The sequence below is a fragment of the Exiguobacterium sp. s78 genome (assembly GCF_018618985.1).
GTDB classification, from domain to species: Bacteria; Bacillota; Bacilli; order Exiguobacteriales; family Exiguobacteriaceae; genus Exiguobacterium_A; species Exiguobacterium_A abrahamii.
Map to the genome: position 1 here is coordinate 194,948 of NZ_JACSNB010000004.1, position 22,878 is coordinate 217,825.

At 47.5% G+C, this 22,878-nt stretch carries 22 protein-coding genes and 1 pseudogene; 11 read left to right on the top strand and 12 right to left on the bottom strand.

Annotated features, from left to right (window positions below; all coding sequences use genetic code 11):
- Position 1 precedes the first annotated feature (1 nt).
- Entirely contained in the window at positions 2-1,951 is a 1,950-nt protein-coding gene (locus tag KNQ18_RS15410; protein ID WP_215085352.1) for a heavy metal translocating P-type ATPase, read from the bottom strand.
- A gap of 185 nt (positions 1,952-2,136) precedes the next feature.
- Here KNQ18_RS15410 and KNQ18_RS15415 point away from each other — a divergent pair, with 185 nt between their 5' ends.
- Positions 2,137-3,066, top strand: coding sequence for a DMT family transporter (locus tag KNQ18_RS15415; RefSeq protein ID WP_050677392.1), 930 nt, complete (start codon positions 2,137-2,139; stop codon positions 3,064-3,066).
- 163 nt (positions 3,067-3,229) lie between these two features.
- Positions 3,230-3,517 (top strand): hypothetical protein, encoded by a 288-nt coding sequence (locus KNQ18_RS15420; protein WP_023467290.1) that lies wholly within the window; start codon positions 3,230-3,232, stop codon positions 3,515-3,517.
- A 41-nt stretch (positions 3,518-3,558) separates the two neighbouring features.
- On the opposite strand, the pseudogene KNQ18_RS15425 reads toward KNQ18_RS15420, so the two are convergent.
- The 3 genes and pseudogenes from KNQ18_RS15425 to yfkAB form a co-directional block, all read right to left on the bottom strand.
- Positions 3,559-4,713: pseudogene (locus KNQ18_RS15425) on the bottom strand (MFS transporter); the annotation flags it as partial.
- A 68-nt stretch (positions 4,714-4,781) separates the two neighbouring features.
- A complete protein-coding gene (locus KNQ18_RS15430; RefSeq protein ID WP_023467292.1) occupies positions 4,782-4,964 on the bottom strand; it encodes a hypothetical protein in 183 nt (60 codons plus the stop codon).
- An 86-nt stretch (positions 4,965-5,050) separates the two neighbouring features.
- Positions 5,051-6,163, bottom strand: a complete 1,113-nt coding sequence (gene yfkAB, locus KNQ18_RS15435; RefSeq protein WP_023467293.1) for a radical SAM/CxCxxxxC motif protein YfkAB — start codon at positions 6,161-6,163, stop codon at positions 5,051-5,053.
- Between the two features lie 84 nt (positions 6,164-6,247).
- On the opposite strand from yfkAB, the gene KNQ18_RS15440 reads away from it, so the two are divergent.
- On the top strand, positions 6,248-6,460 hold the full coding sequence (locus KNQ18_RS15440; protein WP_023467294.1) for an SE1561 family protein: 213 nt from the start codon (positions 6,248-6,250) through the stop codon (positions 6,458-6,460).
- A 40-nt stretch (positions 6,461-6,500) separates the two neighbouring features.
- A complete protein-coding gene (gene rlmD, locus KNQ18_RS15445) occupies positions 6,501-7,886 on the top strand; it encodes a 23S rRNA (uracil(1939)-C(5))-methyltransferase RlmD (protein WP_023467295.1) in 1,386 nt (461 codons plus the stop codon).
- A gap of 50 nt (positions 7,887-7,936) precedes the next feature.
- Here rlmD and KNQ18_RS15450 read toward each other — a convergent pair whose 3' ends face one another.
- From KNQ18_RS15450 to KNQ18_RS15480, 7 genes are all read right to left on the bottom strand, one after another.
- Entirely contained in the window at positions 7,937-8,815 is an 879-nt protein-coding gene (locus KNQ18_RS15450; protein ID WP_215085356.1) for an aldo/keto reductase, read from the bottom strand.
- 32 nt (positions 8,816-8,847) lie between these two features.
- The gene (locus KNQ18_RS15455) at positions 8,848-9,414 is read right to left on the bottom strand and encodes a TVP38/TMEM64 family protein (RefSeq protein ID WP_133208558.1); all 567 of its coding nucleotides are present in this window, start codon (positions 9,412-9,414) and stop codon (positions 8,848-8,850) included.
- Positions 9,411-10,805 carry a sensor histidine kinase gene (locus KNQ18_RS15460; RefSeq protein WP_023467298.1) on the bottom strand — a complete coding sequence of 465 codons (1,395 nt, stop codon included), beginning with the start codon at positions 10,803-10,805 and terminating at the stop codon, positions 9,411-9,413. The genes KNQ18_RS15455 and KNQ18_RS15460 overlap by 4 nt, the downstream gene beginning before the upstream one ends.
- Positions 10,802-11,485, bottom strand: a complete 684-nt coding sequence (locus KNQ18_RS15465) for a response regulator transcription factor (RefSeq protein WP_023467299.1) — start codon at positions 11,483-11,485, stop codon at positions 10,802-10,804. Before KNQ18_RS15465 ends, KNQ18_RS15460 begins: the two co-directional genes overlap by 4 nt.
- A 127-nt stretch (positions 11,486-11,612) precedes the next feature.
- Positions 11,613-12,173 (bottom strand): GNAT family N-acetyltransferase, encoded by a 561-nt coding sequence (locus KNQ18_RS15470; protein WP_023467300.1) that lies wholly within the window; start codon positions 12,171-12,173, stop codon positions 11,613-11,615.
- 230 nt (positions 12,174-12,403) lie between these two features.
- Positions 12,404-13,543, bottom strand: a complete 1,140-nt coding sequence (locus tag KNQ18_RS15475; protein WP_055966708.1) for an amidohydrolase — start codon at positions 13,541-13,543, stop codon at positions 12,404-12,406.
- Positions 13,544-13,561: 18 nt separating this feature from the next.
- On the bottom strand, positions 13,562-14,470 hold the full coding sequence (locus KNQ18_RS15480; RefSeq protein ID WP_050677386.1) for a TIGR01777 family oxidoreductase: 909 nt from the start codon (positions 14,468-14,470) through the stop codon (positions 13,562-13,564).
- Positions 14,471-14,602: 132 nt separating this feature from the next.
- Between KNQ18_RS15480 and KNQ18_RS15485 the strand changes: the two genes are divergently transcribed.
- From KNQ18_RS15485 to KNQ18_RS15505, 5 genes are all read left to right on the top strand, one after another.
- Positions 14,603-15,421 (top strand): RecX family transcriptional regulator, encoded by an 819-nt coding sequence (locus KNQ18_RS15485; RefSeq protein ID WP_149426886.1) that lies wholly within the window; start codon positions 14,603-14,605, stop codon positions 15,419-15,421.
- A gap of 321 nt (positions 15,422-15,742) precedes the next feature.
- Positions 15,743-17,470 carry an ABC transporter ATP-binding protein gene (locus tag KNQ18_RS15490; protein WP_050677384.1) on the top strand — a complete coding sequence of 576 codons (1,728 nt, stop codon included), beginning with the start codon at positions 15,743-15,745 and terminating at the stop codon, positions 17,468-17,470.
- A gap of 14 nt (positions 17,471-17,484) precedes the next feature.
- The gene (locus tag KNQ18_RS15495; RefSeq protein ID WP_215085357.1) at positions 17,485-19,545 is read left to right on the top strand and encodes an ABC transporter ATP-binding protein; all 2,061 of its coding nucleotides are present in this window, start codon (positions 17,485-17,487) and stop codon (positions 19,543-19,545) included.
- A 60-nt stretch (positions 19,546-19,605) separates the two neighbouring features.
- The gene (locus KNQ18_RS15500; protein ID WP_023467306.1) at positions 19,606-19,926 is read left to right on the top strand and encodes a DUF1811 family protein; all 321 of its coding nucleotides are present in this window, start codon (positions 19,606-19,608) and stop codon (positions 19,924-19,926) included.
- Positions 19,923-20,195: a YfhJ family protein gene (locus KNQ18_RS15505; RefSeq protein WP_023467307.1), complete on the top strand. Its 273-nt coding sequence runs from the start codon at positions 19,923-19,925 to the stop codon at positions 20,193-20,195. The genes KNQ18_RS15500 and KNQ18_RS15505 overlap by 4 nt, the downstream gene beginning before the upstream one ends.
- Before the next feature lie 45 nt (positions 20,196-20,240).
- Here KNQ18_RS15505 and KNQ18_RS15510 read toward each other — a convergent pair whose 3' ends face one another.
- Entirely contained in the window at positions 20,241-21,224 is a 984-nt protein-coding gene (locus KNQ18_RS15510) for a metal-dependent hydrolase (RefSeq protein ID WP_050677381.1), read from the bottom strand.
- A 103-nt stretch (positions 21,225-21,327) separates the two neighbouring features.
- On the opposite strand from KNQ18_RS15510, the gene mutY reads away from it, so the two are divergent.
- Together mutY and KNQ18_RS15520 are read left to right on the top strand one after the other, a co-directional pair.
- The gene (gene mutY, locus KNQ18_RS15515; protein ID WP_149426889.1) at positions 21,328-22,344 is read left to right on the top strand and encodes an A/G-specific adenine glycosylase; all 1,017 of its coding nucleotides are present in this window, start codon (positions 21,328-21,330) and stop codon (positions 22,342-22,344) included.
- Positions 22,344-22,769, top strand: coding sequence for an SRPBCC family protein (locus KNQ18_RS15520; protein WP_023467310.1), 426 nt, complete (start codon positions 22,344-22,346; stop codon positions 22,767-22,769). The genes mutY and KNQ18_RS15520 overlap by 1 nt, the downstream gene beginning before the upstream one ends.
- The last annotated feature ends 109 nt before the right edge of the window (positions 22,770-22,878 follow it).

Consider the following 22,878-nt stretch of genomic DNA (forward strand, 5'->3'; position numbering starts at 1 on the left):
ATTAAGCAGCTAATCGTTTCTCGGACATACGCTGTGGGAGACTTGGTAACGCATCCTGTTGGAGGAGGCGTAAACCATTCAAGATGACGAGAATCGTCGATCCTTCGTGTCCAACGACAGCGAACGGCATGATCAAGAATTGTGACAAGTTCGATACGATCAATAAGAGAATGACACCGATCGCTAGCGTGATGTTTTGTTTGACGATCCGGTTCATCTTCCGGGCTTTATGCACGGCATAGGCAAGGCGACCTAAATCATTTTTCATCAAGACGACGTCAGCGGTCTCAAGCGCTGCATCTGTTCCTTCACCCATCGCGATTCCGACGTGTGCCAGTGCAAGCGCTGGGGCATCGTTAATGCCGTCACCGACCATCGCGACGGTCCGACCTTCTGTTTGGTATTGCTTGATGTAGCGTACTTTATCTTCCGGTAGACATTCAGCGACGAAATCCGTTAATCCTGCTTCACGCGAAATAGCAGCTGCCGTGACCGGATTATCACCTGTCAACATGATCGTTGCGATTCCGAGATCATTTAAAGCAGCAATCGCTGTTTTGGCTTCCGGACGAATCGTGTCACGTAGCGCATAAAGTGCTACGATTTGCGATCCGTTACTGACATAAACGATTGTATGTCCCTGTTCTTTAAGTGATTGTTCCATCGCAACGAATGGATCTTCTAAACCATCGTGGAACGCTCGTTTACCGATACGATACGTGACACCATCGACGGTCGCTTCAATTCCGTATCCTGTCACATCCTTAAACGTTGAAGGTTCGAGGACATCGGTTTTTAAGTGATCGACGATCGCTTGTGCGAGCGGATGGTTCGACTGAGCTTCGATGGAAGCAACCGCTTGTTGGACTATTCGGACGTCCATGTCTTCCGCATAACGACTTTCGGTGACGACAGGTTTACCAGTTGTCAGTGTTCCCGTTTTATCAAAGACAATCGTGTCGACTTGTCCGAGCGTTTCGATGTGGGCGCCTCCTTTAAAGAGAACCCCATTTTTCGCAGATGCGGCAATTGCAGACAAAGCAGCAGGTGTAATCGACGCAACAAGGGCACAAGGTGAGGCGACGACGAGAAGAATCATCGCGCGATAAATACTTGTCTCAAATGTCCAGCCAACGACGTAATGAGGGAGGACCATCATCAGTGCAACGACAAGCAATACGATTTTGACATAACGGCTTTCGAAACGTTCGATGAACTGAGCAGATGGAGACTGTTCGCTTTGCGCGTTTTGGACCATATGAATGATCTTTTGAAACAACGACTCGTCAGCAGCTTTCGTCATCTCAATCGTCAAGACACCGTTCATGTTGACCGTCGAATTATAGACAGTATCACCAGTCTGTTTTTCAACTGGGATTGATTCACCAGTAATCGATGCTTCTTCAATCGCCGCTTGACCACGAATGATGACACCATCAACCGGAATCCGTTCCCCAGGACGGACATAGACGAGGTTACCAATCGATAATTGCTCGATTCCGACAACTTCAAGTTGTCCGTTTGCGTTTAGGCGTGTCGCTTCCTCTGGCTGTAAAGACATCAAACTTTGTAGGGCGCGTTCGTTTTTATTCATCGTATACGTCTCAAGAGCACCGGATAACGCGAAGATGAAGATAAGGATCGCACCTTCCATCCAGTATCCGATAGCAGCAGCACCGATAGCTGCTAAAATCATCAATAATTCAACGTTCAACGTTTTTTCTTGATACGTCTCCGTCAATCCTTCCTTCGCTTTCGCATATCCTCCGATTACATAAGCCGATAAGTACAATGTGACATATACGGCAGATGCCGCACTGAATTTTTCAAGTCCGTAAGCAACTAAAATCAATATTCCGCTAAACAATGCTAGAATCAATTCGTGATGCTCATCCCAAGCATGACGGAATACGGAACGCTGTTGAACATCGGTAGTAGTGGAAGTCGTCATATTAAAACTCCTTTCAAAATGTAAATGAGAAATGAAATCATTATAGAAAGAGAATGAGAATGTGATATATCAATGAGTTTAACTGATTGATAATGAGTTTCATTGTCTCTAGATTATAATTATTATTATCTGTAGAATTACTATACCATGCTTCAGTGAAAAGGAACAGGAAAGGAACTAGAAAGATGCAAAAAATTTTAACCCATCGGATTGGACTCGTCGTCTTTGCGTTACTGACGACTTTTTTGTGGGGCAGTGCATTTCCCTTCATTAAAAAAAGTTATGACTTATTACAGATCACATCTTCGGAATACGGAGAGCAATTGCTATTTGCAAGCTATCGTTTCTTTTTAGCAGGTGTGTTATTACTTGTCGTCAGTGTCTTCGTCTTCAAACAGACGATTACACTGAAGGAGCGGACCTACGCCTATAGTCGTCTCGGCTTCTTTTTGACGTTCTTGCAGTATGTCTTCTTCTATATTGGTCTCTCTTTATCGACGGGAGTGCAAGGATCAATCATCGCTGGATCGACCTCATTCTTCCAGATGTTACTTGCTCATTTTCGATACGAAGACGATCGACTGAATCGATTTAAAGGACTCGCCTTATTCCTTGGATTCACAGGTGTCATCTTGGCCAACTGGCCGCAAGGTGGACAAGGTGTCTCGTTCGGTATAGGGGAAGGGCTGTTGATTGCGGCAATGGTTTCCGGGGCGTTCGGTAACTTGATCGCGAAAGAATACTCAGCACGTTATCCGGTGGCGCCGATGACAGGATGGGCGATGGTCATTGGATCAATCGGTCTCTTTATCGCAGGAGTCATTCTCGATGGTCATGTCGCACCGTTTACCTTTTCAACGACAAGTGCTTGGATGCTCGTGTATCTTGCCTTCTTATCAGCGACTGGATTTACGCTTTGGAACTTACTAATGAAATATAATCCAGTCAGTAAAGTGTCGTTGTTCATGTTCTTCGTACCGATCTATGGTGTCAGTTTATCGGCCTTGATTCTCGGCGAGACGATTCCACCGCAAGCGTTGCTTGGGTTACTCTTCGTCGTCAGTGGTATCTTAGTCTCGACGTACCTTCCTGTATGGTTTCAAAAGCGAGGTTGACGAAGATTCAGAATCGTGCAAAAATAGTTTCAATCAAAGTAACTCCCAATCGTTCGTTGCTCAAGCCGACCCGTTCGGCTTTTTTCTGTACGGTCAAGTGAAGACCGATTCGGCCTTGTCTGAAAGGCTAGTGCGACTATAAAACGGAAGGAGATGAAAACGAATGGAACGGAATGAGATCGTTCGAAAGATCATTGCCACTCGTCGTCCACGTGATGAGTTTGCCCGGTTCGTCGTAACGTGCGTCAGTCAGCAGTTGAAGGAAACCCATGGAGATGTGGATGTGGAAATCATCGAGGCGGAGAGAGGTTACGATTCAGTGTGGTCAATCAACGGTCGAGAGGTCGTCGTGCTGCTCGAGACAGAAGAGCTGAAGCGTGCAAAAGAACAGCCGTATGCGATCGACGATAAGCTCTGGCGGAGTTTTCGGCAAGAAGGAATCGTGAAATAAAACAAAGGATCTTGCGCATCATTAGCGCAAGATCCTTTGTTTTAGATCCGGGATGATTCGTGACGTTTCGCGTATCGTAAGAGAAACGCAAGTGTCGCTAGAACCAGAACGAATAGACTGAAATAAAGCATAGCTGGAAGCAGAACGAACAAGCTGCCAGCAATCGGTCCAAGGATCGAACCAAGACTAAAGGCAATCCCTGCAAGCAAGTTGCCCGTCGGAAGAAGGTGTCGCGGTAACTGTTCCGTCATATAGGCGACACCGAGCGAGTACGTCGAGCCAAGTGCCATCCCGCTAATAGCAAAAATCGCTAATAACCAACCGTATCGTTCGAAGACGAAGCAAGCGATAAGGAAAGCAACGGAGCCAATCGAAAGAACGGTTACTAACGTCCGACGTTTTCCGAAGTGATCAGCAAGTCGTCCAAGTGGAAGTTGCATGATCAACGAGCTGACGACGAATGTCGTGATCAAGGTACTCGTCTCAGATAGACCGTACCCGTTACGCGTCGCAAAAACGGGAAAACTGGCATTCAGTGTGGCTTCGAGAAAACCATATGTAAAGCCAGGAAGTAACGTGAACCAAGCAGTTGATAGGACAAGTTTATACCGTGAGGCGGCGCTTTGCAGCTCCTCCGGCATGACGGATGACGGTTTTTCGTTCGGCATACGCGATAACAAGATCAGGACGATGACAGTCAATGTACCAGTCAACACGAATGGTAGCCAGTTGATGACATCGACGAGAGGTGCCGCAAGAGGACCGAGAGCAAAACCGAGACCGAATGCCATCCCGTATAGTGACATCGTTCGTCCTAACCGTTCATTTGGGGTAATGGACGTCACCCAAACCTGTGATCCATAGTGTAACGTCTGATCACCAAATCCGACGAGGAACCGTAAAATCATCCAAGCAATGACGCTTGGAAGGAGTGGAAATAAGAAAACCGCCACTGCAACAAGAGCGAGTCCAAACGAGATGACCGGAATATAACCACGTCGTCGTAGTGGACCTTCCATGAGAGGGGCGGCGACGATGACACCGATATAGAGAACGGCAGCGCTGAGACCGTTGATGAAAGCGGGGGTTCCTTGGCGTTCAAGTAAAATAGATAACAGTGGAATCAGCAGACCTTGCGTGAATCCGGAAATGAAGACGATCGATAAGATAAGAGCAAAACGACGTGACACAAGTAACGACGACCTTTCTTTTTTCTTTTAGCATAACACGCCCCGGTCTCTGAAACGGGAGACCGGGGCGTGCTTCATTTATTTTCTTGTTCAAAACGTGTCGGACGCGGCATATGCAGAAGATGTTCGTCCCAGTCTGTCTGGTCGAATACTTCATCATGTTCGATGCTGTGTGAAGCGCGAATACCAACCATCATGACGAACAAGACCATACTGAACGTACCGATGATTGCGACAATACCTACGAGCCATTCCATCCCGGTCACCCCTTTTAGAAAAACAGAATGTGTCTACTTTGTGACATTTTTCCCGGGATGCCATCGTTCAAAACCTTTTTTTAGTTTTAAAGCCGGCTGGACTGTTTTGTGAAATCAATCTCAGGGTAATATGCGTTTTTCACAAGCGCGTTCGGTCCAAGGCATTGCACCGCAGGGCAGTGACATGACAAGCTTTTATTCAGTTCTGTCTCTTGCCACTCGGCATAAGCATCATTGAAGGATGTCTCATGAATCGTACCTAGCGAAGCAAGTTCGTCACCGAAATCCGTTACGATGATCTCGCCATCAAAGATGTTGACGTTGAGACGGGAACGTCCATCAGGGTCATTGCGAACAGAGACGTTTTTCTCTTGACGCAATCGACGATGAAGTTCTAAATCCGCCTCTTCCATCGAACAAGCATAGAAGGGGAGTGTTCCGAATAACATCCAGACGTTCGGATCCCGGACGTCAAGCAAACGATGGATCCCGTCGCGAATTTCGGGCAAGCTAGCTGCTTCAATCATTGACGCGAAGTCAGCGGGGTACATCGGATGCACCTCGTGGCGGACACAGCCCATGTCGACGATTTCCTTATGAATCGCTTCAAGGTGTGGTAATGTCCGTTTATTGATCATCGTCTCTGCAGACACGATGACACCACGTGCATTTAGAACACGGGCATTCTCTTTCATCGTCTCGAAAAGCTTCGTCCGTGCTTCACGTGACGGTTTTCGTTCCATCATCGCAAAGCCACCATCGATGAAATCATCAGCTGTTCCCCAGTTATGTGAGATGTGCAAGACATCTAAATAAGGAATGATTAATTCGTAGCGAGATAACGGAAGTGTTAAATTTGAGTTGATTTGGGTTTTAGCACCACGTTCGTGGGCATACTTAAGTAAAGGGACAACGTACTCCTTGATGGACTTCATTGAAAGCATCGGTTCGCCGCCGGTGATTGAGAAGGCACGCAGATGTTCGATTTCATCCAGACGTTGAATAAGTAGCTCGACTGGAATCTCGGGTGACTCGCTACTGGATAACATGTAACCGACGGCGCAATGTTCGCAGCGCATGTTACACAGTTTTGTTGTCGTGACTTCAATGTTCGTCAAACGGACCGTGCCGTATTGTTCAATGTCGCGATAAGCTTCCCACGGATCGTTCGCAATCGTGATGGGTGATGAATGTGACATAGATACTCCTCCTTTTTAGTGCTCCACTTCGTATCGTATGCTAAAATAACGTCGGAATCCAGCGGAAGAAAGGAAGTCTGAATAATGGGAAAAGCAAGAACTGATAAACTTGGTCAAATGAATGTGCTAAAATCAAGAATGCAGCTTCTCTGTCATACAATCGATTCACTCGATGAATCATCAGATATCGAAGATTTGGAACGACTGATCGTATCACTAGATCAACTCAAGGCGAAGGTCGTTCGATATGCAAAGGATATGAAAGAACAAGAAGAAACGAAAAAAGCGGTAGATTGAGACCGCTTTTTCATTTGCACAAACGGAAAGGATGAAATCAATGGCAACAAAAATCAAATTACAGACGGGTGAGGTCCGTTCGGTCACTTGTCTACGAATGGGAATCAACGGTGAAGGGATCGCAACACTTGAACGACAAATCGTCTTCATCCCAGGTCTACTCGTCGGTGAGACAGCACAGATCGAGATCACGGAAATTCATGCGAACTATGCGAATGCAAAAATCTTAAAGCGTGACGATCGTTCACCAGACCGTGTTACTCCACTTTGCCCGGTCTATAGTGTCTGTGGCGGCTGTCAATTACAACACATGAGTTACGATGGACAATTGCGTTATAAGGAAGAAATGCTTCGCAACGCTTTCTTGAAATCAACGAAGTTGAATGTCGAAAAAGCCGATATCCGCCCGACGATCGGTTCGAGGGAGTGGGGATACCGCAACAAGTCGCAATTCGTCGTCGGGAAACAAGGCAATGAAATCGTTAGCGGTCTCTATTCTGCGAATTCGAATCGTTTGGTCGCGATTGATGATTGTGTCGTCCAAAATAAGGATACGCTTCGCGTCAACCAAGCTGTCACGAAATTACTCAATGACTATAAAGTACCCGTTTACCATGCATCAAAACAAGATGGTGTCATGCGCCATATCGTCGTCCGGACAGGAATCAAAACGGGCGAAATTCAAGTCGTGCTCGTTGCCTTTAAAGACGGCTTCCGTGATCTAGAGGGCTTATCGCGCGATATCATGGACATTCCAGGTGTCGTCTCGGTTGCACTGAACATCAATGATAAGTTGACATCACGTGTCTTCGGAGAAGAGACGGAAGTCTTGCGTGGCGTTGAACGGATCGAGGAAGAGATGGGGGAATTCACGTATCAATTGTCTCCGCGTGCCTTCTTCCAATTGAATCCGGAACAAGCAGAGCGGATGTATGAAGAAATTGCGCGTGCTGCTGCTTTGACAGGCGAAGAACGTGTCGTTGATGCATACGCAGGTGTTGGTTCAATCGGACTTTGGATCGCTAAAGGAGCAAAAGAAGTCCGCGGCATGGAAATCATTGAAGAAGCTGTCGAAGATGCCAATGCGCACATGAAGCAATACGGATTCGACCATGCCCACTACGTCGTCGGTAAGGCAGAAGCCTGGATTCCGCGTTGGGTCAAGGAAGGCTGGATTCCAGATGTCTTCATCGTCGACCCACCACGCTCAGGTTGCGATACACAATTGTTGAACGCGATGATCTCGTCTAAAGCGAAAAAAATCATCTATGTCTCGTGTAACCCGCAGACGCTTGCGCGCGATTGCGATCACTTGATGAAAGCGGGATACAAGGTATCGTACATTCAGCCGTACGATATGTTCCCACAAACAGCGCACGTCGAAGCAATCGTCGTGCTCGAAAAAAAGAAAAAGAAAAAGTTCTAAGTAACAAGCCCGTATGCACTCTTTGAACGAGTGGACATACGGGCTTTTTATCATGTTTGCGAAAGATAACCGAACGTCGCGTCACACTCAGCGAAGCGTTCCTTCAACCGAGCAACACGATCAACAGGAAGTGGACCGCGCTCGATCAGTTGCTGATTCAACGCGAGGTGTTCTGGTCGAGACGTACCGATGATGGCTGTCGTGATCCCTGGCTCAAAGACCGTGAAACGAAGGGCAGTTTCAAGCCAACTGGATTCCTCGAGTGGATAAGCGAGTTGTTGCGCACGTTCCCAGTAGGGTTCGACGTACTGTCCGACCGGACGCTCTGCGAATCGCCACGGGGCGTTACCGATTGGACGCTTGGCGATGACACCGTGATCTAGAAGGGTGGGCAGGACTTCATCGACACGTTGATCAAATAGATTGAATGACGTTTGGAAACTGTCGAAGCGATTCGTTTCGATAGCATATGTTAAGTCTTCCCGATCACCGGAATAAGCGATGACGCGGACTTTTCCAGCTTGTTTTGCTTGTTCAAGCGCTTCGATGACATCTCCCTGGGCGAGAATTTCTCGACTACAAGAATGGAGGTGTACGATGTCGAGATGATCCGTTTGCATCGTCTGTAAGGCTTGATCGATGCCACCATGAACCGCTTCAAAGGTCCAGTCCTGCGTACCGGGAACATCGTAGCCGACTTTCGTCGACAGAATGACGTCGTTGCGACGATTCTTTAGAAATTGTCCGACGCGTTGCTCCGATAAGCCATAGCCGCGTGCTGTATCGATCAGATTGATGCCGAGATCACGTGCTTGTTCGAGTAAATAAACTGCTTCGCGATCCGTCATCTGTTCTGCGCCGATGTGACCAGCTCCGAACCCAAGCGGGGATACGAGTAGGTCGGATGTTCCAAAACGTCTTAACTCCATGAACGATACTTCCTTTCAGAAAACCTGTAGTTTTATATCGATGATGCTCGTTTTTGTTGAATACGATAGGCCAGATAACCAACGAGTGCCACGCCTGCAATCGACCATTGGATGATGGATGAGGATTGCATGAACTGATGGACGGCGAACACTTCGATTAACATGGCTGGAATTTTTCCGATCGTACTCGCAGTCAGGAAAAGTAGGATGGAAATACCACTAGCAGCACTGACGATGTTGACGATGCCAGACGGGACGAACGGTAACAGCCGCAGCAAGATGATCGTCAAAAAAGCTTCGCGTCCTTGTTGTGCTTGTAGTTTTTGTTGCAAACGAGCGAATCGATCCGGAAGTGGGCGACGAAGGGCATACCGCAGTCCTTTTCGGTAAAGTAGAAACGCACAAACCGCACCTAGGACTTCACCGATGAAAGAGAGCAATGTGCCCATCCATAGACCGAAATAGACGAGATTCGCAGCGGTGACGAACGTACTCGGTAGGACACCAAGTACACTGACGACGACGCCGACTAAGATACTAACGAACGGAGCGAACGGTCCGAAGAGTTCAAAGGTTTGGATGACATGATGTTCCATCATTCGAATCCATCCTCTTCATCCGGAAGAAGCGGTAACTCGATGTGGACAGTCGTTCCTTCTCCAAGAACGGAGTCGAACCGGATTGTCCCATCATGACGATCGATGATGTGTTTCGTGATGGCAAGACCAAGACCGGTTCCGCCATCTTTACGCGTCCGTGATTTATCGACACGGTAAAAACGTTTTGTCAGTCGATCAAGATGCTCTTCCGGAATGCCTTCTCCTTCGTCCCGGATAAGACAATGCGTCCGGTCGCCGATCGTTTCAGTCGATAAGAAAATCTGTTTTCCAGGCGGTGTGTACCGTAAGGCGTTATCGAGTAAATTGCCGAAGACTTGCTCGAGGCGGTCCGTATCGCCTAAGACGATTTGATCCGGGTCGAGATTCATGACGAACGTGACTCCTTTTGACTGGGCGATTGGTTCCATCCGGTAAATGACATCTTCAAGTACTTGACTGAAGACAAGTGGTTGTTTCGACATCGGATAGGAATCGCGTTCAAGTTGAGCGAGATCGAGCAGATCATTGACGAGACGTTGCAGACGTTCCGTTTCCCGCTCGATGATTTGGTAATACTGCGCACGCTTTTCTTCCTCGAGCGAATCATCCTGCATCATCTCCGTATAGCCACGGATGTAGGAGAGAGGTGTCCGTAATTCGTGGCTGACGTTCGCGAGGAACTCTTTACGCTGCTCGTCGACTTCTCCGAGCGATTCCGCCATCTTATTTAATGTTTCTGCGAGCTCCCCGATCTCATCGTCTGATTGAATCGGAATCCGGTAATCAAAGTCACCTTGCGCATAAACAGTCGAGGCGCGCTTCATGTCAATCAACGGACGGATGATCGTATCGATGATTTGTCGTCCGAAGATGACGAGATTCAAGACGATCAGTCCGATCATGAAGAAGATCATCAGACGGAGTGGGCGGAATGGTTCACTGATTTGGCCAAGTTCCAGATATAAAATCAGTGTACCGACCAGTCGATTGTTTTCGATGATCGGAAACCCGGTCATCAAAATGTCCGTTCCTTCAATCGGATGGGTCCGACTGGAGACGACGGTTTCACCGTTTCGAAGTTCTTCGATATCCGCATTCGTCAAAAAGCGCAGTCCAGCTGGATTTTTCTTCAGGAAATCGATGAAGAAGACTTTCGATTCCGTCAACTCATTCGTATAAGTCATTCCATCGTAAAAAGCACCAGATAATCCTTCAGATTCATAAATGTTGATCAGCTTTTCGCCTCGGTTCAATAAGATATCTTCCTGCGTCTGAAGATAGAACCGGTCGTAGAGATAGAAAGTGAGCAGGACGAATAAAATAGCGGAAAAAACGCTTGTGAACCAAATCGTGATCCAAATCCGGCGCCGGATCGTATAGCGCTTAATCATACTTCCTCGAATTTATAACCGATGCCCCAGACCGTTTGAATCGAGCCACCAGCTTCCCCGAGCTTTAAGCGAAGTGTTTTGATGTGTGTATCGACCGTCCGTAAGTTCCCGATATAGTCCGCACCCCAGATTTGATCGAGTAACTGTTCGCGAGAAAAGACCTTATCATTGTTTTGAGCGAACAGGTGCAACAAATCAAATTCCTTACGCGTCAGACTGACCGGCTTGCCATTGACGTGGACACTCCGACTTTCAGTGTCGAGTTCAAGCATGCCGAGCGTCAAGGTAGCCGATTGATCAACTGTAAAGCGATGAGAACGACGAAGCGTCGCTTCGATGCGAGCAAGCAATTCTCGAGGGCTGAATGGTTTTGTGATATAGTCATCAGCTCCGATTTTCAGACCGTGAATACGATCGAGCTCGTCCGAACGTGCCGTCAGCATGATGATCGGAACGTTTGAGAATTCACGGATGCGCATACATGCTGTCAAGCCGTCCATTTCCGGCATCATGACATCGAGTAGAACGAGATGGAATGTATTTTGTTGAATGAGATGGATCGCTTCTTGTCCGTTAGAAGCTGTCATCGTCGTGTAGTGTTCTTTTTCAAGATTCGAGACGAGAAGGTCACGCATTTGTGCTTCATCATCTACTACGAGAATGTTAAACGATTCTGGCATTAGTCTTCGCTCCATTTCCTGTAGAAGAAAGTGTTTCTTCCATAAAGATGAGTTTTCTTATTTATCATACCATTTCAAACTTTAGAAGCGCATGCGTGGACACAAAAAAGCATGAGAGACAAGGCTCTCATGCTTCGAGTTGTTGGTGATCGTATAGTGTTTCGAGTTCCCGACCATGAATGTACATGTGGAAACTAGATTTTGAGACTTCATATAGCGTGAACTGTGTCTCACCGGCATTCAATTGCTCAAGAAGCGCAGGGCGCAACTCATCCGCACAGAACGCATATGGCAATTTTTCAGCTGCTTTTTGTGACCGAATATTGCTTTTGCGAATTTTCATGAAGACACTCTCATATCCAAGCTCGAAGAACAGCTCAGAGAAGAAGGCTTCTTTCGCTAAATGATTGTATCCTTTACCATGATACGGTTTACCTAACCATGTACCGAGAAACCCATATTGTCCTTCGATATCGAGTAAACTAATCGTACCAATCGGTTGATCGAATTCATCTAGGATGGTACGTGATACGATTTCACCACGTTCTTCCTCTTCGATTGCCTGCTTTGTAGTAAACAGAAATTCATCAAAGTACCGTGTTTTTTGGCGGACGTACGGATATACGTCTTGATGCTGCATCAGTTCGAACAAATCAGCGCAGTCGCTCAGCTCCCGTTGCTTGAGCATACTTCCATTCCTCCTTTTAGGACCGCAAGAATGATTGTCGAAAGCTACCTGTCTGACTCGTTTGAACCGCGCATGGTATGCCTTCTTCAGTTGTCGGATAAGATAATATTACCTTCTTTTTTTAAAATTGCAAGAAAATAATTTTTGTGAAAAAAGATACAAAAACAAGATGTTTTCCGTAAGCGTCTAAAACCCCCGAAAGGTGCAAAAAACACCTGGCGGGGGTGGGGTTAAGTCAAGTTCAGTTGAGCGTGTTCAAAAATGATTTTTCCGTCAATCATCGTCATGAGCGGCTTCGCTAAATAGTCGAGTGGGAAGTGACTCCATAGGACGAGATCCGCGTCTTTTCCGACCTCGATCGATCCGACGCGATCGTCCACACCGAGCGAGCGGGCTGGATGAATCGTGATCGCGCGCAAGGCGACATCGACCGGTAGACCTTCTCGTGCAGCTAGACCGGCACAGAGATTCAAGTACTGGACAGGGGTGTACGGATGATCGGTCGTAATGGAGATTTCAAGACCATGCTCATGAAGAATCCGATACGTTTCCCATGTCTTATTCTTCAGTTCGATTTTAGACTTTCGCGTGAAGGTTGGTCCGACCGTCACTTTTTCGATCGGTAATTGTTCCATCTCTTTTGCGACGAGATGACCTTCCGTACAATGTTCGATACGTAAATCGAGATCGAACTCTTCCGCAAAACGAATGGCGGAAAGGATATCATCTGCTCGGTGCGCATGTACACGAAGCGGCATTTTATGATCAAGGACCCGTTTGATCATCTGATGGGCGAACGTTTCGGAAACTCTTTGTGTCCGAACTTCAAGAAAGGCTTCGCGCAACATCCCCATGATGCCCATCCGTGTCAGTTCACCGGCGCGACCAGCACTATGGACACGCTTTGGGTTTTCACCGAGCGCAACCTTCAGACCCGCATACTTTCGAAGAATCATATCATCGATGAATCGTCCGTGCGTCTTGATGACACTCGTGACGCCGCCGATGATGTTCATGCTACCAGGCATGACTTGAACGGTCGTGATCCCATGTTCGACGGCTTCCTTAAAGCCTTCATCCAGCGGATAGACGCCATCAATGGCACGCAGATGAGGAGTCATCGCGAAAATCGTCTCATTCGCATCATTTCCGACGGTTCCGGTACCTTCGTCATATAATCCGAGATGTGTATGGGCATCGATGAAACCGGGCAATAAAAAGTGACCTTCTGCTTCAATGACTTGATCGTTGTCTAAATGATCCAGTAATTCACCGATTTCAATGATTTTTCCATCACGAATACGGATGTCCCCGTAAAAACTGTCCGAAGTAATCGGATAGATATGTGCGTTTCGAATTAAGATATCCAAGTATCGTCCACCCCTGTACTAGTTTGAATGCTCGATTGCTCGCAATGCATCCTTTAGTTCAGCATACCGAAACTTGTATCCGTTTTCGAGCGCTTTTTTCGGGATGACACGAGCTCCTTCTAGTACAATCGTACTCTTTTCACCGAGTGCGAGCTCTAACGCGAAGCGTGGCGCCGGGAGCCAGTGTGGGCGATGTAAGACTTTTCCGATCGTCTGTCCGAAACGGCGCATCGTCTCCGGGTGAGGCGCAGTGATGTTCAGCGGTCCTTCGACTGTCGGGGTCTCAAGTGCGAATAGGAATAAATCGACTAAATCATCGATGTGGACCCAGGAGACCCACTGTTTTCCGTCGCCCATCGTCCCACCACCAAACAAGACATAAGGCAGGCGCATTAACGGATAAGCGCCACCGGCTTTCGTTAAGACGACACCGATTCGTGGATGGACGAGTCGAATGCCAGCGTCGGCAATCGGACGAGCAAGGTCTTCCCACGCGACACAGACATGACTTAAGAAGTCAGCGGTCGGTGGAAGGGGTTGATCTTCAGAGAAGGTTTGATGCCGATCTTGTCCGTAAATGCCAACTGCAGAAGCAGATAAAACGACATTTGGTTTTTGATCGAGTGCTTCAACGATTCGCACGAGCTCCTTCGTCGTACTGACGCGGCTGTCGAGAATGACGCGTTTACGTTCATCCGTCCAACGTCCGTCGTTGATCGAAGCACCAGCCAGATGAATAAAGGCATCGACGCCTTCTAAGTGCTGTTCCGGTTTTGCGTCTTCTGTCATCCACTTGATATATGTGACATGCGCATCATTCGCTTTCGGATGACGCGTCAATATGAAGATGTGATGTCCTTGCTCGAGTAAACGTTTCGTCAAGGCTTGACCAATCATACCGGTTCCACCGGTAATCGCAATGTTCATGTAATCCATCCTCCCTAAATAAGTAAAAGTAGCTTCTTTCCATTTGTTCCCGTTCCATGGTTTCACTCAAACATAGACCTGCCTGTTCATGATATCGTAGAACTACCGAATCAGGTTAGGGGAGGGAACGACATGAAGATCAAACGGATCTCGACGCAGAAAAAGAACAGTGAACGATTCAATATCTATGTCGAGCGTGATGGCAAAGAGGAATATGCCTTTGCCGTAGACGTCGATATCTTAATTAAATACAATCTACAACGCGATAAGGAACTCGATGACGACTTCGTCAAGGAAGTGTTGACGGCTGAAGAACAGCAAAAAGCGTATCGTCTCTCATTGAATCATTTATCGTACCGCATGCGGGCGACGAGTGAAGTCGTCGCCTATCTAACAGAGAAAGAGACACCGGAGCATGCGATCAAACATGCAATCGATCGATTGACGGAGCAACGCTATTTGGATGATCAACAGTTCGCACTTGCTTATACGGCAACGAAAAAAGCGACGACACCTCAAGGTCCGGGACGGATTCGCCGCGACCTTGAGGCATTGAAGATACCGAAGACAGCGATTGATGAAGCGATCGTGACGTTTACGGATGAAGAGGAATACGAAAAAGTCCTGAAGTTTTTGCGGCAAAAGCAAAAAGAGCTGCAACGGCGTTCCGTGCGGGAACTGACACAAAAGTTGCAGTTAACGCTCATGCAGCGTGGGTTTTCGTCCGATTTGATTAAAGCGGGCATTGAAGAGGTGTTTCGAGCTGAAGAAGGTGACGAAGAAGAACAAGCGGCCCTTTATCAAGCGCGCAAGTATTATCCGAAATACCGACAACTTGAACCGTTCGAACGCGAACAAAAAGTCAAGCAAGCACTCGTCCGAAAAGGATTTCCATACGGTCTAGCCGCTCAAGTCCTCGAACAAGTCAAAGAAGAAGAAGAGGCGGAGTAATAAAAGCAAGACGAAAAATTGACAATTATCCGACAATTGTGCTATTCTACGCACAGACTAAGAAAAGGAGGAACCGTCCTATGAAAAAGCCAATTGGTTTCACTCATATCCAACAGCTGAATACGACGGAGACTCTTGAGCACGTATAAGTAATTCATTTCATGTGCGAGCAAGGGGATTCGTCTCCCGAGCGCGCAGACGAACAAGAATGCATCATGCCCATTTCAAGGCATACTGATTCTCGGACTGCATCCGGAAATCCGTATGCCTTTTTGCGTGCTCGGAAAAAGTACTTCATTTCACAGTAAAGGGGGGACCCTCATGCGTTTATTTCGGCAATTGAGTTGGTTTCTAAAAGAACACAAATCATCGTATCTCGTAGCAGTCGTCTTATTGATCATCACCGGCTTCATCGATTTAACGCCGCCATGGCTAATCGGTAAGGTCATCGACGGATTGCGGTCGGGATCGATGGACCAGGCGACGCTCTTGCAATACGTCATCGGATTAACAGTCATTTCCATCGTTTCCTTCATCTTGACGTATCTGTGGTTAGCGAAATTATTCGGAACGGCATTTTTATTAGAACGGACACTTCGGAGTCGCTTCTTTACGCACTTATTGAAACTGACGCCGACGTTCTACCAAAAGAATCGGACGGGAGACTTGATGGCGCTCGCGACGAACGACTTGAAGGCGGTCGAGCGGACAGCTGGATTTGGTGTCTTGACGCTCGTCGATTCGTTGAACATGACAGCGATCACCCTCGTCGTCATGGGGGTGGCGATCGATTGGAAGCTGACGCTCGCTGCCTTGTTACCGATGCCACTTCTCGCCTACGCGATGAATAAGCTCGGAAGTCAAATTCACGGACGCTTCATCACTGCCCAGGATTCATTCGGAACGATGAATGACCAGGTCGTCGAGTCGATTTCTGGACTGCGTGTCATCCGCTCGTTCGTACAAGAACCAGTCGATGTTAAACGCTTCGACGATGTCACGACGGATGTCTTTGAGAAAAACATGCACGTCGCAAAAATCGATGTCTTGTTTGAACCGATCATCAAGCTGCTCGTCGGTTTCAGTTACTTGATCGGCTTATCGTTCGGGACATATCTCGTCTTTACGAACGACATCACGCTCGGACAATTGGTCGCCTTTAACATCTATCTCGGGATGCTGATCTGGCCGATGTATGCCTTTGGTGAATTAATCAATGTCATCCAGCGTGGGACAGCGAGTCTTGACCGCTTAGAAGCAACGATGCGAGTCAAACCGTTGATTGCTTCGACACCGCGGGAACACGTCGAACATCCCGAGCGGATCGAGATGAACGATTTGACGTTCACGTATCCAGAGACAGCCCATCCGGTCTTGCGAGATTTGAATATTACGATCGAACAAGGAACAACGATCGGTATCGTCGGACCAACGGGATCCGGGAAAACGACGTTCTTGCGTCAATTCTTACGTGAGTATCCAATCGGACGGGATATGCTGACGGTCAACGGCGTACCGTATGAAGATATTGCGCTAGAGACGGTTCGCGGTTGGACGGGTTATGTGTCACAAGAACATTTACTATTCTCAAAATCTGTTCGGGATAACATTCTGTTTGGTGCAGGTGAAGCGACAGAAGAAGAATTGCAGGAAGCGATTCGTCTCGCATCGTTTGAAAAAGATATCGAAACGCTGGAACAAGGACTTGAGACGATGGTCGGTGAACGTGGCGTCACGTTATCAGGAGGACAAAAGCAACGTCTCTCGATCGCGCGGGCGATGTTAAAAAAACCAGAGTTGCTGTTGCTGGATGATTCACTATCAGCGGTAGACGCGAAAACGGAATCACATATCATTGATTCGATTCGATCGAATCGTCACCAATCCACGACATTAATTGTTGCCCATCGTTTGTCGGCAGTGGCACATGCGGACGAAATCATCGTCTTGCAAGATGGAATGATTTCTGAACGAGGAACACATGACAGCCTGATGGCACAAAATGGCTGGTACGCTCAACAATTCGAGCGACAAAGTGAAGAGATGTAAGGAGGTGCCTCTGCATGAATGAATTAGAATTATACCAACTCGATCCGGCACGTCGGAAGACGACGATCCGTTCGTTGATCCGCTATGCGATGCATGAGAAACAAGCGATCTTTTTAGGATTATTTTTACTCGTACTGGCAGTCGGAGCGGAATTGACAGGTCCGTATATCGCCAAAGTCATCATTGATGAACATATCGTGGCAATTGAGAAGGACTGGGTCGAAGTTAAATCGGACGGTGCGGTCACGTATGACGGTCGTCAGTTCGCCAAAGCACAAGACGTCTCTAAAAGTCAGATCGTTCAATCCGTCTCGATCGTCCAAACGACCAACGGCTACTTTTTCATACCGAAACAAGTCGTCAGTGGAGGAGAGCGGAAAATCAGTGGAAATACGATGACGGTCACGCGTGGAGACGACGTCTACACGTATGATAATATTCAAAAACTGACACAAGGACAGGTCTATGATTTTTATTCAAAAGACTTAAAAGCAATCGGCTGGTTGTCCTTGATCTACGTCCTTTTGCTGCTGGTAGCAGCTGGTTTGAACTGGATTCAGCAAATCTTGCTCCAGCGATCTGCTCATAAAATCATTAAACGGATGCGTCTTGATGTCTTTACGCATCTGCAACGGTTACCGGTTCGTTATTTCGACCAGACACCGATCGGGAAAATCGTCAGTCGCGTCACGAATGATACGGAAACGATTCGCGATCTATATCTCGGTGTGCTCGCCCGGGTCTTCTCGGGGATCATCACGATGGCGGGGATTCTGGTCGCGATGTTCTTCCTCGATTATCGCTTAGGACTAGTCTCGCTGATCATCATTCCGATCGTCTATTTCTGGATTCAGCTGTTCCAGAAACTCGCGACGAAGAACAACTTCAAGGTCCGCTCCCTCGTTGCCGACATGAATGGTCAACTGAATGAGAACATCCAGACGATGCCGATCATTCAGGCTTATGCACGCGAGAAGGAAGTCCTTGCTGAATTCGAACAAAAAAACGAAGAGAACTATCAGACCCGGGCAAAGTTGTTACGACTCGATGCCCTGATGTCCCATAACTTATCCTACTTTTTGAAAAACTTGACGCTCGCCTTGTTGATTTGGGTCGTCGGCGGAAAAAGTCTGACGAATGGGTCGTTTTTATCGCTCGGGATCTTATATGCGTATATCGATTACGTGTCCCGTTTATTCGAACCCGTCACCCAAATCATGAATCAGCTGTCACCACTACAACAAGCACTCGTTTCAGCGGACCGGATGTTCCAGTTGCTCGACGAAAAGGGAGAGCCGGTCGAACAAGGTCGCGTTGCTCGGTTTAAAGGAGCGGTGTCCTTCAAGGACGTCGAATTTAGTTATGAAGCGGGAAATCCCGTATTACGTGAAATTCAAATCGATGCTCGTCCTGGCGCGACGATTGCTCTTGTCGGACACACGGGTAGTGGGAAAAGTTCGATCATGAACCTGCTGATGCGTTTCTATGATCCGTCAAAAGGACAGTTGTTGATTGACGGACAGGACGTGACGCGTTTGCCGAAACAAGCGGTCCGTGAGCATATGGGCATCGTCCTACAGGATCCTTTCCTCTTCACAGGAACGATTCGCTCGAACATCACACTTGGCAATCCTGACATTTCCGAGGCACGTGTTCGCCAAGCGATCGAAGCCGTCGGCGCGGATCGCTTCATTGATCGTTTACCGAACGGACTCGATGAACCAGTCATCGAAAAAGGTGCCACGTTATCAGCGGGTGAACGACAGTTGATCAGTTTTGCCCGTGCGTTAGCGTTCGATCCTGCGATCCTAGTTCTTGACGAAGCGACAGCGAGCGTTGACTCGGAAACGGAAGCGGTCATTCAGGATGCCTTGCTGACGTTGACGAAAGGGCGGACGACGTTCATCATCGCCCACCGCTTGTCGACGATCAAGGATGCGGATGAGATTCTTGTTCTCGATCATGGTCGGATCGTCGAGCGAGGATCCCATGATGTGCTCCTCGCAGCATCCGGTATTTATGCGAAAATGTATGCGTTACAAAGTAAACGGAATCTTGAATTGAAATCAAGCTAATCCATCCAGTTTCTCCTCCTTTTCGTTTATACTGAAAAACGAAGAGGGGGAGTTTTTGTAATGGAGACACGGATGAGTCAATTATCGAAATACGAGCTTGAGATGTTGATCACGAAATTAAGTGAACAAAAACGAAAAGCGGAGCAACATGGGAATGTGAGTGAAGTGGAAGTCGTGACGCGAAAAATCGCCATTGCGAAAAGTTATTTGATCGATCCAGCACGATTCGAACGGGGAGCCTTTTACCGAATCGAAGGAGAAGAGGCACGATTTGAGTTACATTTCGTCAATGGGGTCATGGGCTGGGGACATTTTGAAGGAACCGCTCAGGAAGTCGCGATTCCGCTCGCGTTATTCACAGGAGAGGGAGAACAGACATGACGAATCGAGAACAAGCCCTTCAGCAATTGGCTGAAGAATTATTGCAAGTAAATGAAGTACTGACACCGGAAGAAGCACTGACGTGGGTGGAAGTGCTTTGGGAAGATTTCGAAGCGACACTCGCGCGCGCAGGTGAGAAATATCAAGGTGAAGCCGTCGCAGTTCATTTCGTCGAACAACAGATTAAACAGCACGGGGCAATGTTACACCGGTTTAATACGACGAACGAAAAATTCAAGCATTTGATGACAGGTCGAAACGTCGAATGAAAAAAGCTCCGCACATCGGGATTTCCGTTGCGCGGAGCTTTGTCTTTATAATGCAGGGATGAACAGTTTTTTCTGCAAGGTCCGTTCGCTGAAGACCCAGCCGGTATAGGAGCTGACGATTTCTTGTGTAGCAGCGTCGATTCTGACGACGGCAACGAATGGATAGACTTCCTTCGTGAAGTAACGTAAGTTCGTAAAGCGGTATTCGACAATACCGTCCTTTCGTGAGACCGTATACGTATGAATCTTCGAAAACTCAAGAAACGCTTGCAAGTCAGCGTTTTGTTTGACGATTTCGTACAAGGCGTCACCGTGTGGTTCGTCCTTGATGCGGAAGTTTCCACATTCGACGACCGTTCCACTATTGATCTTAACGACGGAATACTCATCGCGTAACCGTGCCGCGACATGCCACTCATCCCATTTCATGCCAGGTGAGATGAACAGTTTATGCGCACCACGATAATAGCGTGCTGCGGTCGCGAGTGCATCGTTTCGTAACTTAAACTGCACAGCGTAATAGATGATGACGATGGCAATCAAAATCGGGAAAATGACGATCGTCGCTCTCGTTAGTAGCCAAATCCCGAACGCGGCATAATACATCGCGAACAGATACGGATCAAATGTGTTGATGACGCCCCAACCAATCCAGGATTGTTTGAACGGATGTAAAGCTTGTGTTCCATAAGCGTTAAACAGATCGACGAAGACATGGAGGGCGACAGCGATCTGCGCCATCAGCCATAATGAAGTCGGAGGTACACCAAACAATGTACCGATGACGATTGAAAGTAATAATGGCCAGGCGAGCAAAGCAATCAACCCGTGCGATTTTCCGCGGTGTTGGCGCAAGTAGGCGCTGTTTCCTTTGAACTTGAAGACAGTGTCGAAGTCCGGTGCATGTGAGCCGACGAGCGCCGTCGTCGTCACGGCAGCAAACATCGTCGTGCTCGCTGCGACGTCAGGGTGTAGCGTCGAGATGGCGGCGAGACAAAGTCCCATGCCGATATGCGTACCAGTATCCAATGCCAATTCGCTCCTTCTATAAAATCGTGATGGTTGATCCATCGTGGTTCTGCCGAGTAATTTTTAATAAATATATCGTATTCAAGAGAAAAGAGGTAACCTTTTGACTGTCGTTCAAGAATATTTCACAAACTTTAATAAAACACAATTTACCACAGAACTGATTGCCTGGTTCCTTCGTGAACAGCGAGATCTCCCATGGCGAAGAACCAAAAACCCATATCATATCTGGATTAGTGAAATCATGCTCCAACAAACGCGCGTCGATACGGTCATTCCGTATTATGAGCGCTTCACGAAACGTTTTCCGACACCACATGATTTAGCGCAAGCGGATCAAAGTGAAGTGCTCAAACATTGGGAGGGCTTAGGGTACTATTCCCGTGTCAAGAATCTTCAAATCGCGGTTCAGGAAGTTGTTGAAAAATATGATGGAATCGTTCCGGACGAAAAGGAATTGTTCAGTCAGCTGAAGGGCGTTGGTCCATACACGACAGGAGCGGTTCTATCGATTGCTTATGGGCAAGCAGAACCGGCAGTAGACGGAAACGTGATGCGCGTCCTCTCGCGTGTACTTGGGATTTATGAAGACATTGCTGCGCCGAAGACGCGGAAATTGTTTGAAGCAGCAGTTCATCAATTGATTGATCCGGCTGATCCGTCCAGTTTCAATCAAGGCTTGATGGAACTCGGTGCGATGGTCTGTACGCCAAAGTCTCCGATGTGTGGACTCTGTCCTGTTCAAGACGTTTGTTTCGCATATGATCGAAATGCACAGGAAGAACTACCTGTGAAGACGAAGAAAGGGAAGACGCAAATTATTCCGTATGATGCTCTCGTCTATGAAACGAACGGAAAAATCGCAATTGAACAACGAGCAGAAACGGGTTTGCTCGCAGGTATGTGGCAATACCCACTTCGAGAAGCAGAAGAAGATCGTAATGGGACGCTTGTCGGTCACGTCCGACATATCTTCTCACACCGGATTTGGGAAATTGCCGTCTATCGCGTGACGGAACAGCCGGACCAGACAATACTGGTTGATCAGGAAACGTATGCGACGCATCCGGTATCTGTCGCGCAAATGAAGATTGATCGACTATTAAAGGGGGAGATCTAATGCATACTTTTCGTTTTGAGACACGTGTCGATACATCAAAGGAGCAAGCGTGGGATTTTTTAAGTGACGCCAAGGCCTTAAGTCGATTGACGGTATTTCCGCAAGTGAAGACGTCGGGTGATACACGGACGCGAGCAGGAAATACGATTCGTCTGCGCGTTGGTGTTCCTCCACTATTTGTCTCGTGGACGTCTTGGATTCCTTTCGTAGAAGAATATGTCTTCGTCGATGTCGGTACAAAAGTTCCGTATCCATTCCGGGCATGGTGCCACGTGCACCGAGTCGAAGAACGTGAATCTGGCGTCTATTTCGTGGATGAAGTGACGTATGCATCGTTCTTGCCAGCCTTCGTCATTGAAGCATTCATCTTGAAACCGATGTTCAAACAACGAAAAAATGCGATTTTGAATCACTTTCAAGCCTGAATTCCGTCATTTTTCTGAAAAAATACCCTTTCGTTTTTCATGCGTTCTGAAAATGGGTATAATAAGCACGAGAGTATAACAGAATGGAAGAAAAACGCTTTAGAAAGGA

Coding starts and splice junctions, on each gene's coding strand:
- KNQ18_RS15410 (WP_215085352.1), bottom strand. CDS start 1,951: ATGACGACTTCCACTACTACCGATGTTCAACAGCGTTCCGTATTCCGT.
- KNQ18_RS15415 (WP_050677392.1), top strand. CDS start 2,137: ATGCAAAAAATTTTAACCCATCGGATTGGACTCGTCGTCTTTGCGTTA.
- KNQ18_RS15420 (WP_023467290.1), top strand. CDS start 3,230: ATGGAACGGAATGAGATCGTTCGAAAGATCATTGCCACTCGTCGTCCA.
- KNQ18_RS15430 (WP_023467292.1), bottom strand. CDS start 4,964: ATGGAATGGCTCGTAGGTATTGTCGCAATCATCGGTACGTTCAGTATG.
- yfkAB (WP_023467293.1), bottom strand. CDS start 6,163: ATGTCACATTCATCACCCATCACGATTGCGAACGATCCGTGGGAAGCT.
- KNQ18_RS15440 (WP_023467294.1), top strand. CDS start 6,248: ATGGGAAAAGCAAGAACTGATAAACTTGGTCAAATGAATGTGCTAAAA.
- rlmD (WP_023467295.1), top strand. CDS start 6,501: ATGGCAACAAAAATCAAATTACAGACGGGTGAGGTCCGTTCGGTCACT.
- KNQ18_RS15450 (WP_215085356.1), bottom strand. CDS start 8,815: ATGGAGTTAAGACGTTTTGGAACATCCGACCTACTCGTATCCCCGCTT.
- KNQ18_RS15455 (WP_133208558.1), bottom strand. CDS start 9,414: ATGATGGAACATCATGTCATCCAAACCTTTGAACTCTTCGGACCGTTC.
- KNQ18_RS15460 (WP_023467298.1), bottom strand. CDS start 10,805: ATGATTAAGCGCTATACGATCCGGCGCCGGATTTGGATCACGATTTGG.
- KNQ18_RS15465 (WP_023467299.1), bottom strand. CDS start 11,485: ATGCCAGAATCGTTTAACATTCTCGTAGTAGATGATGAAGCACAAATG.
- KNQ18_RS15470 (WP_023467300.1), bottom strand. CDS start 12,173: ATGCTCAAGCAACGGGAGCTGAGCGACTGCGCTGATTTGTTCGAACTG.
- KNQ18_RS15480 (WP_050677386.1), bottom strand. CDS start 14,470: ATGAACATTGCGATTACCGGTGGAACCGGTATGATTGGTCAAGCCTTG.
- KNQ18_RS15485 (WP_149426886.1), top strand. CDS start 14,603: ATGAAGATCAAACGGATCTCGACGCAGAAAAAGAACAGTGAACGATTC.
- KNQ18_RS15490 (WP_050677384.1), top strand. CDS start 15,743: ATGCGTTTATTTCGGCAATTGAGTTGGTTTCTAAAAGAACACAAATCA.
- KNQ18_RS15495 (WP_215085357.1), top strand. CDS start 17,485: ATGAATGAATTAGAATTATACCAACTCGATCCGGCACGTCGGAAGACG.
- KNQ18_RS15500 (WP_023467306.1), top strand. CDS start 19,606: ATGGAGACACGGATGAGTCAATTATCGAAATACGAGCTTGAGATGTTG.
- KNQ18_RS15505 (WP_023467307.1), top strand. CDS start 19,923: ATGACGAATCGAGAACAAGCCCTTCAGCAATTGGCTGAAGAATTATTG.
- KNQ18_RS15520 (WP_023467310.1), top strand. CDS start 22,344: ATGCATACTTTTCGTTTTGAGACACGTGTCGATACATCAAAGGAGCAA.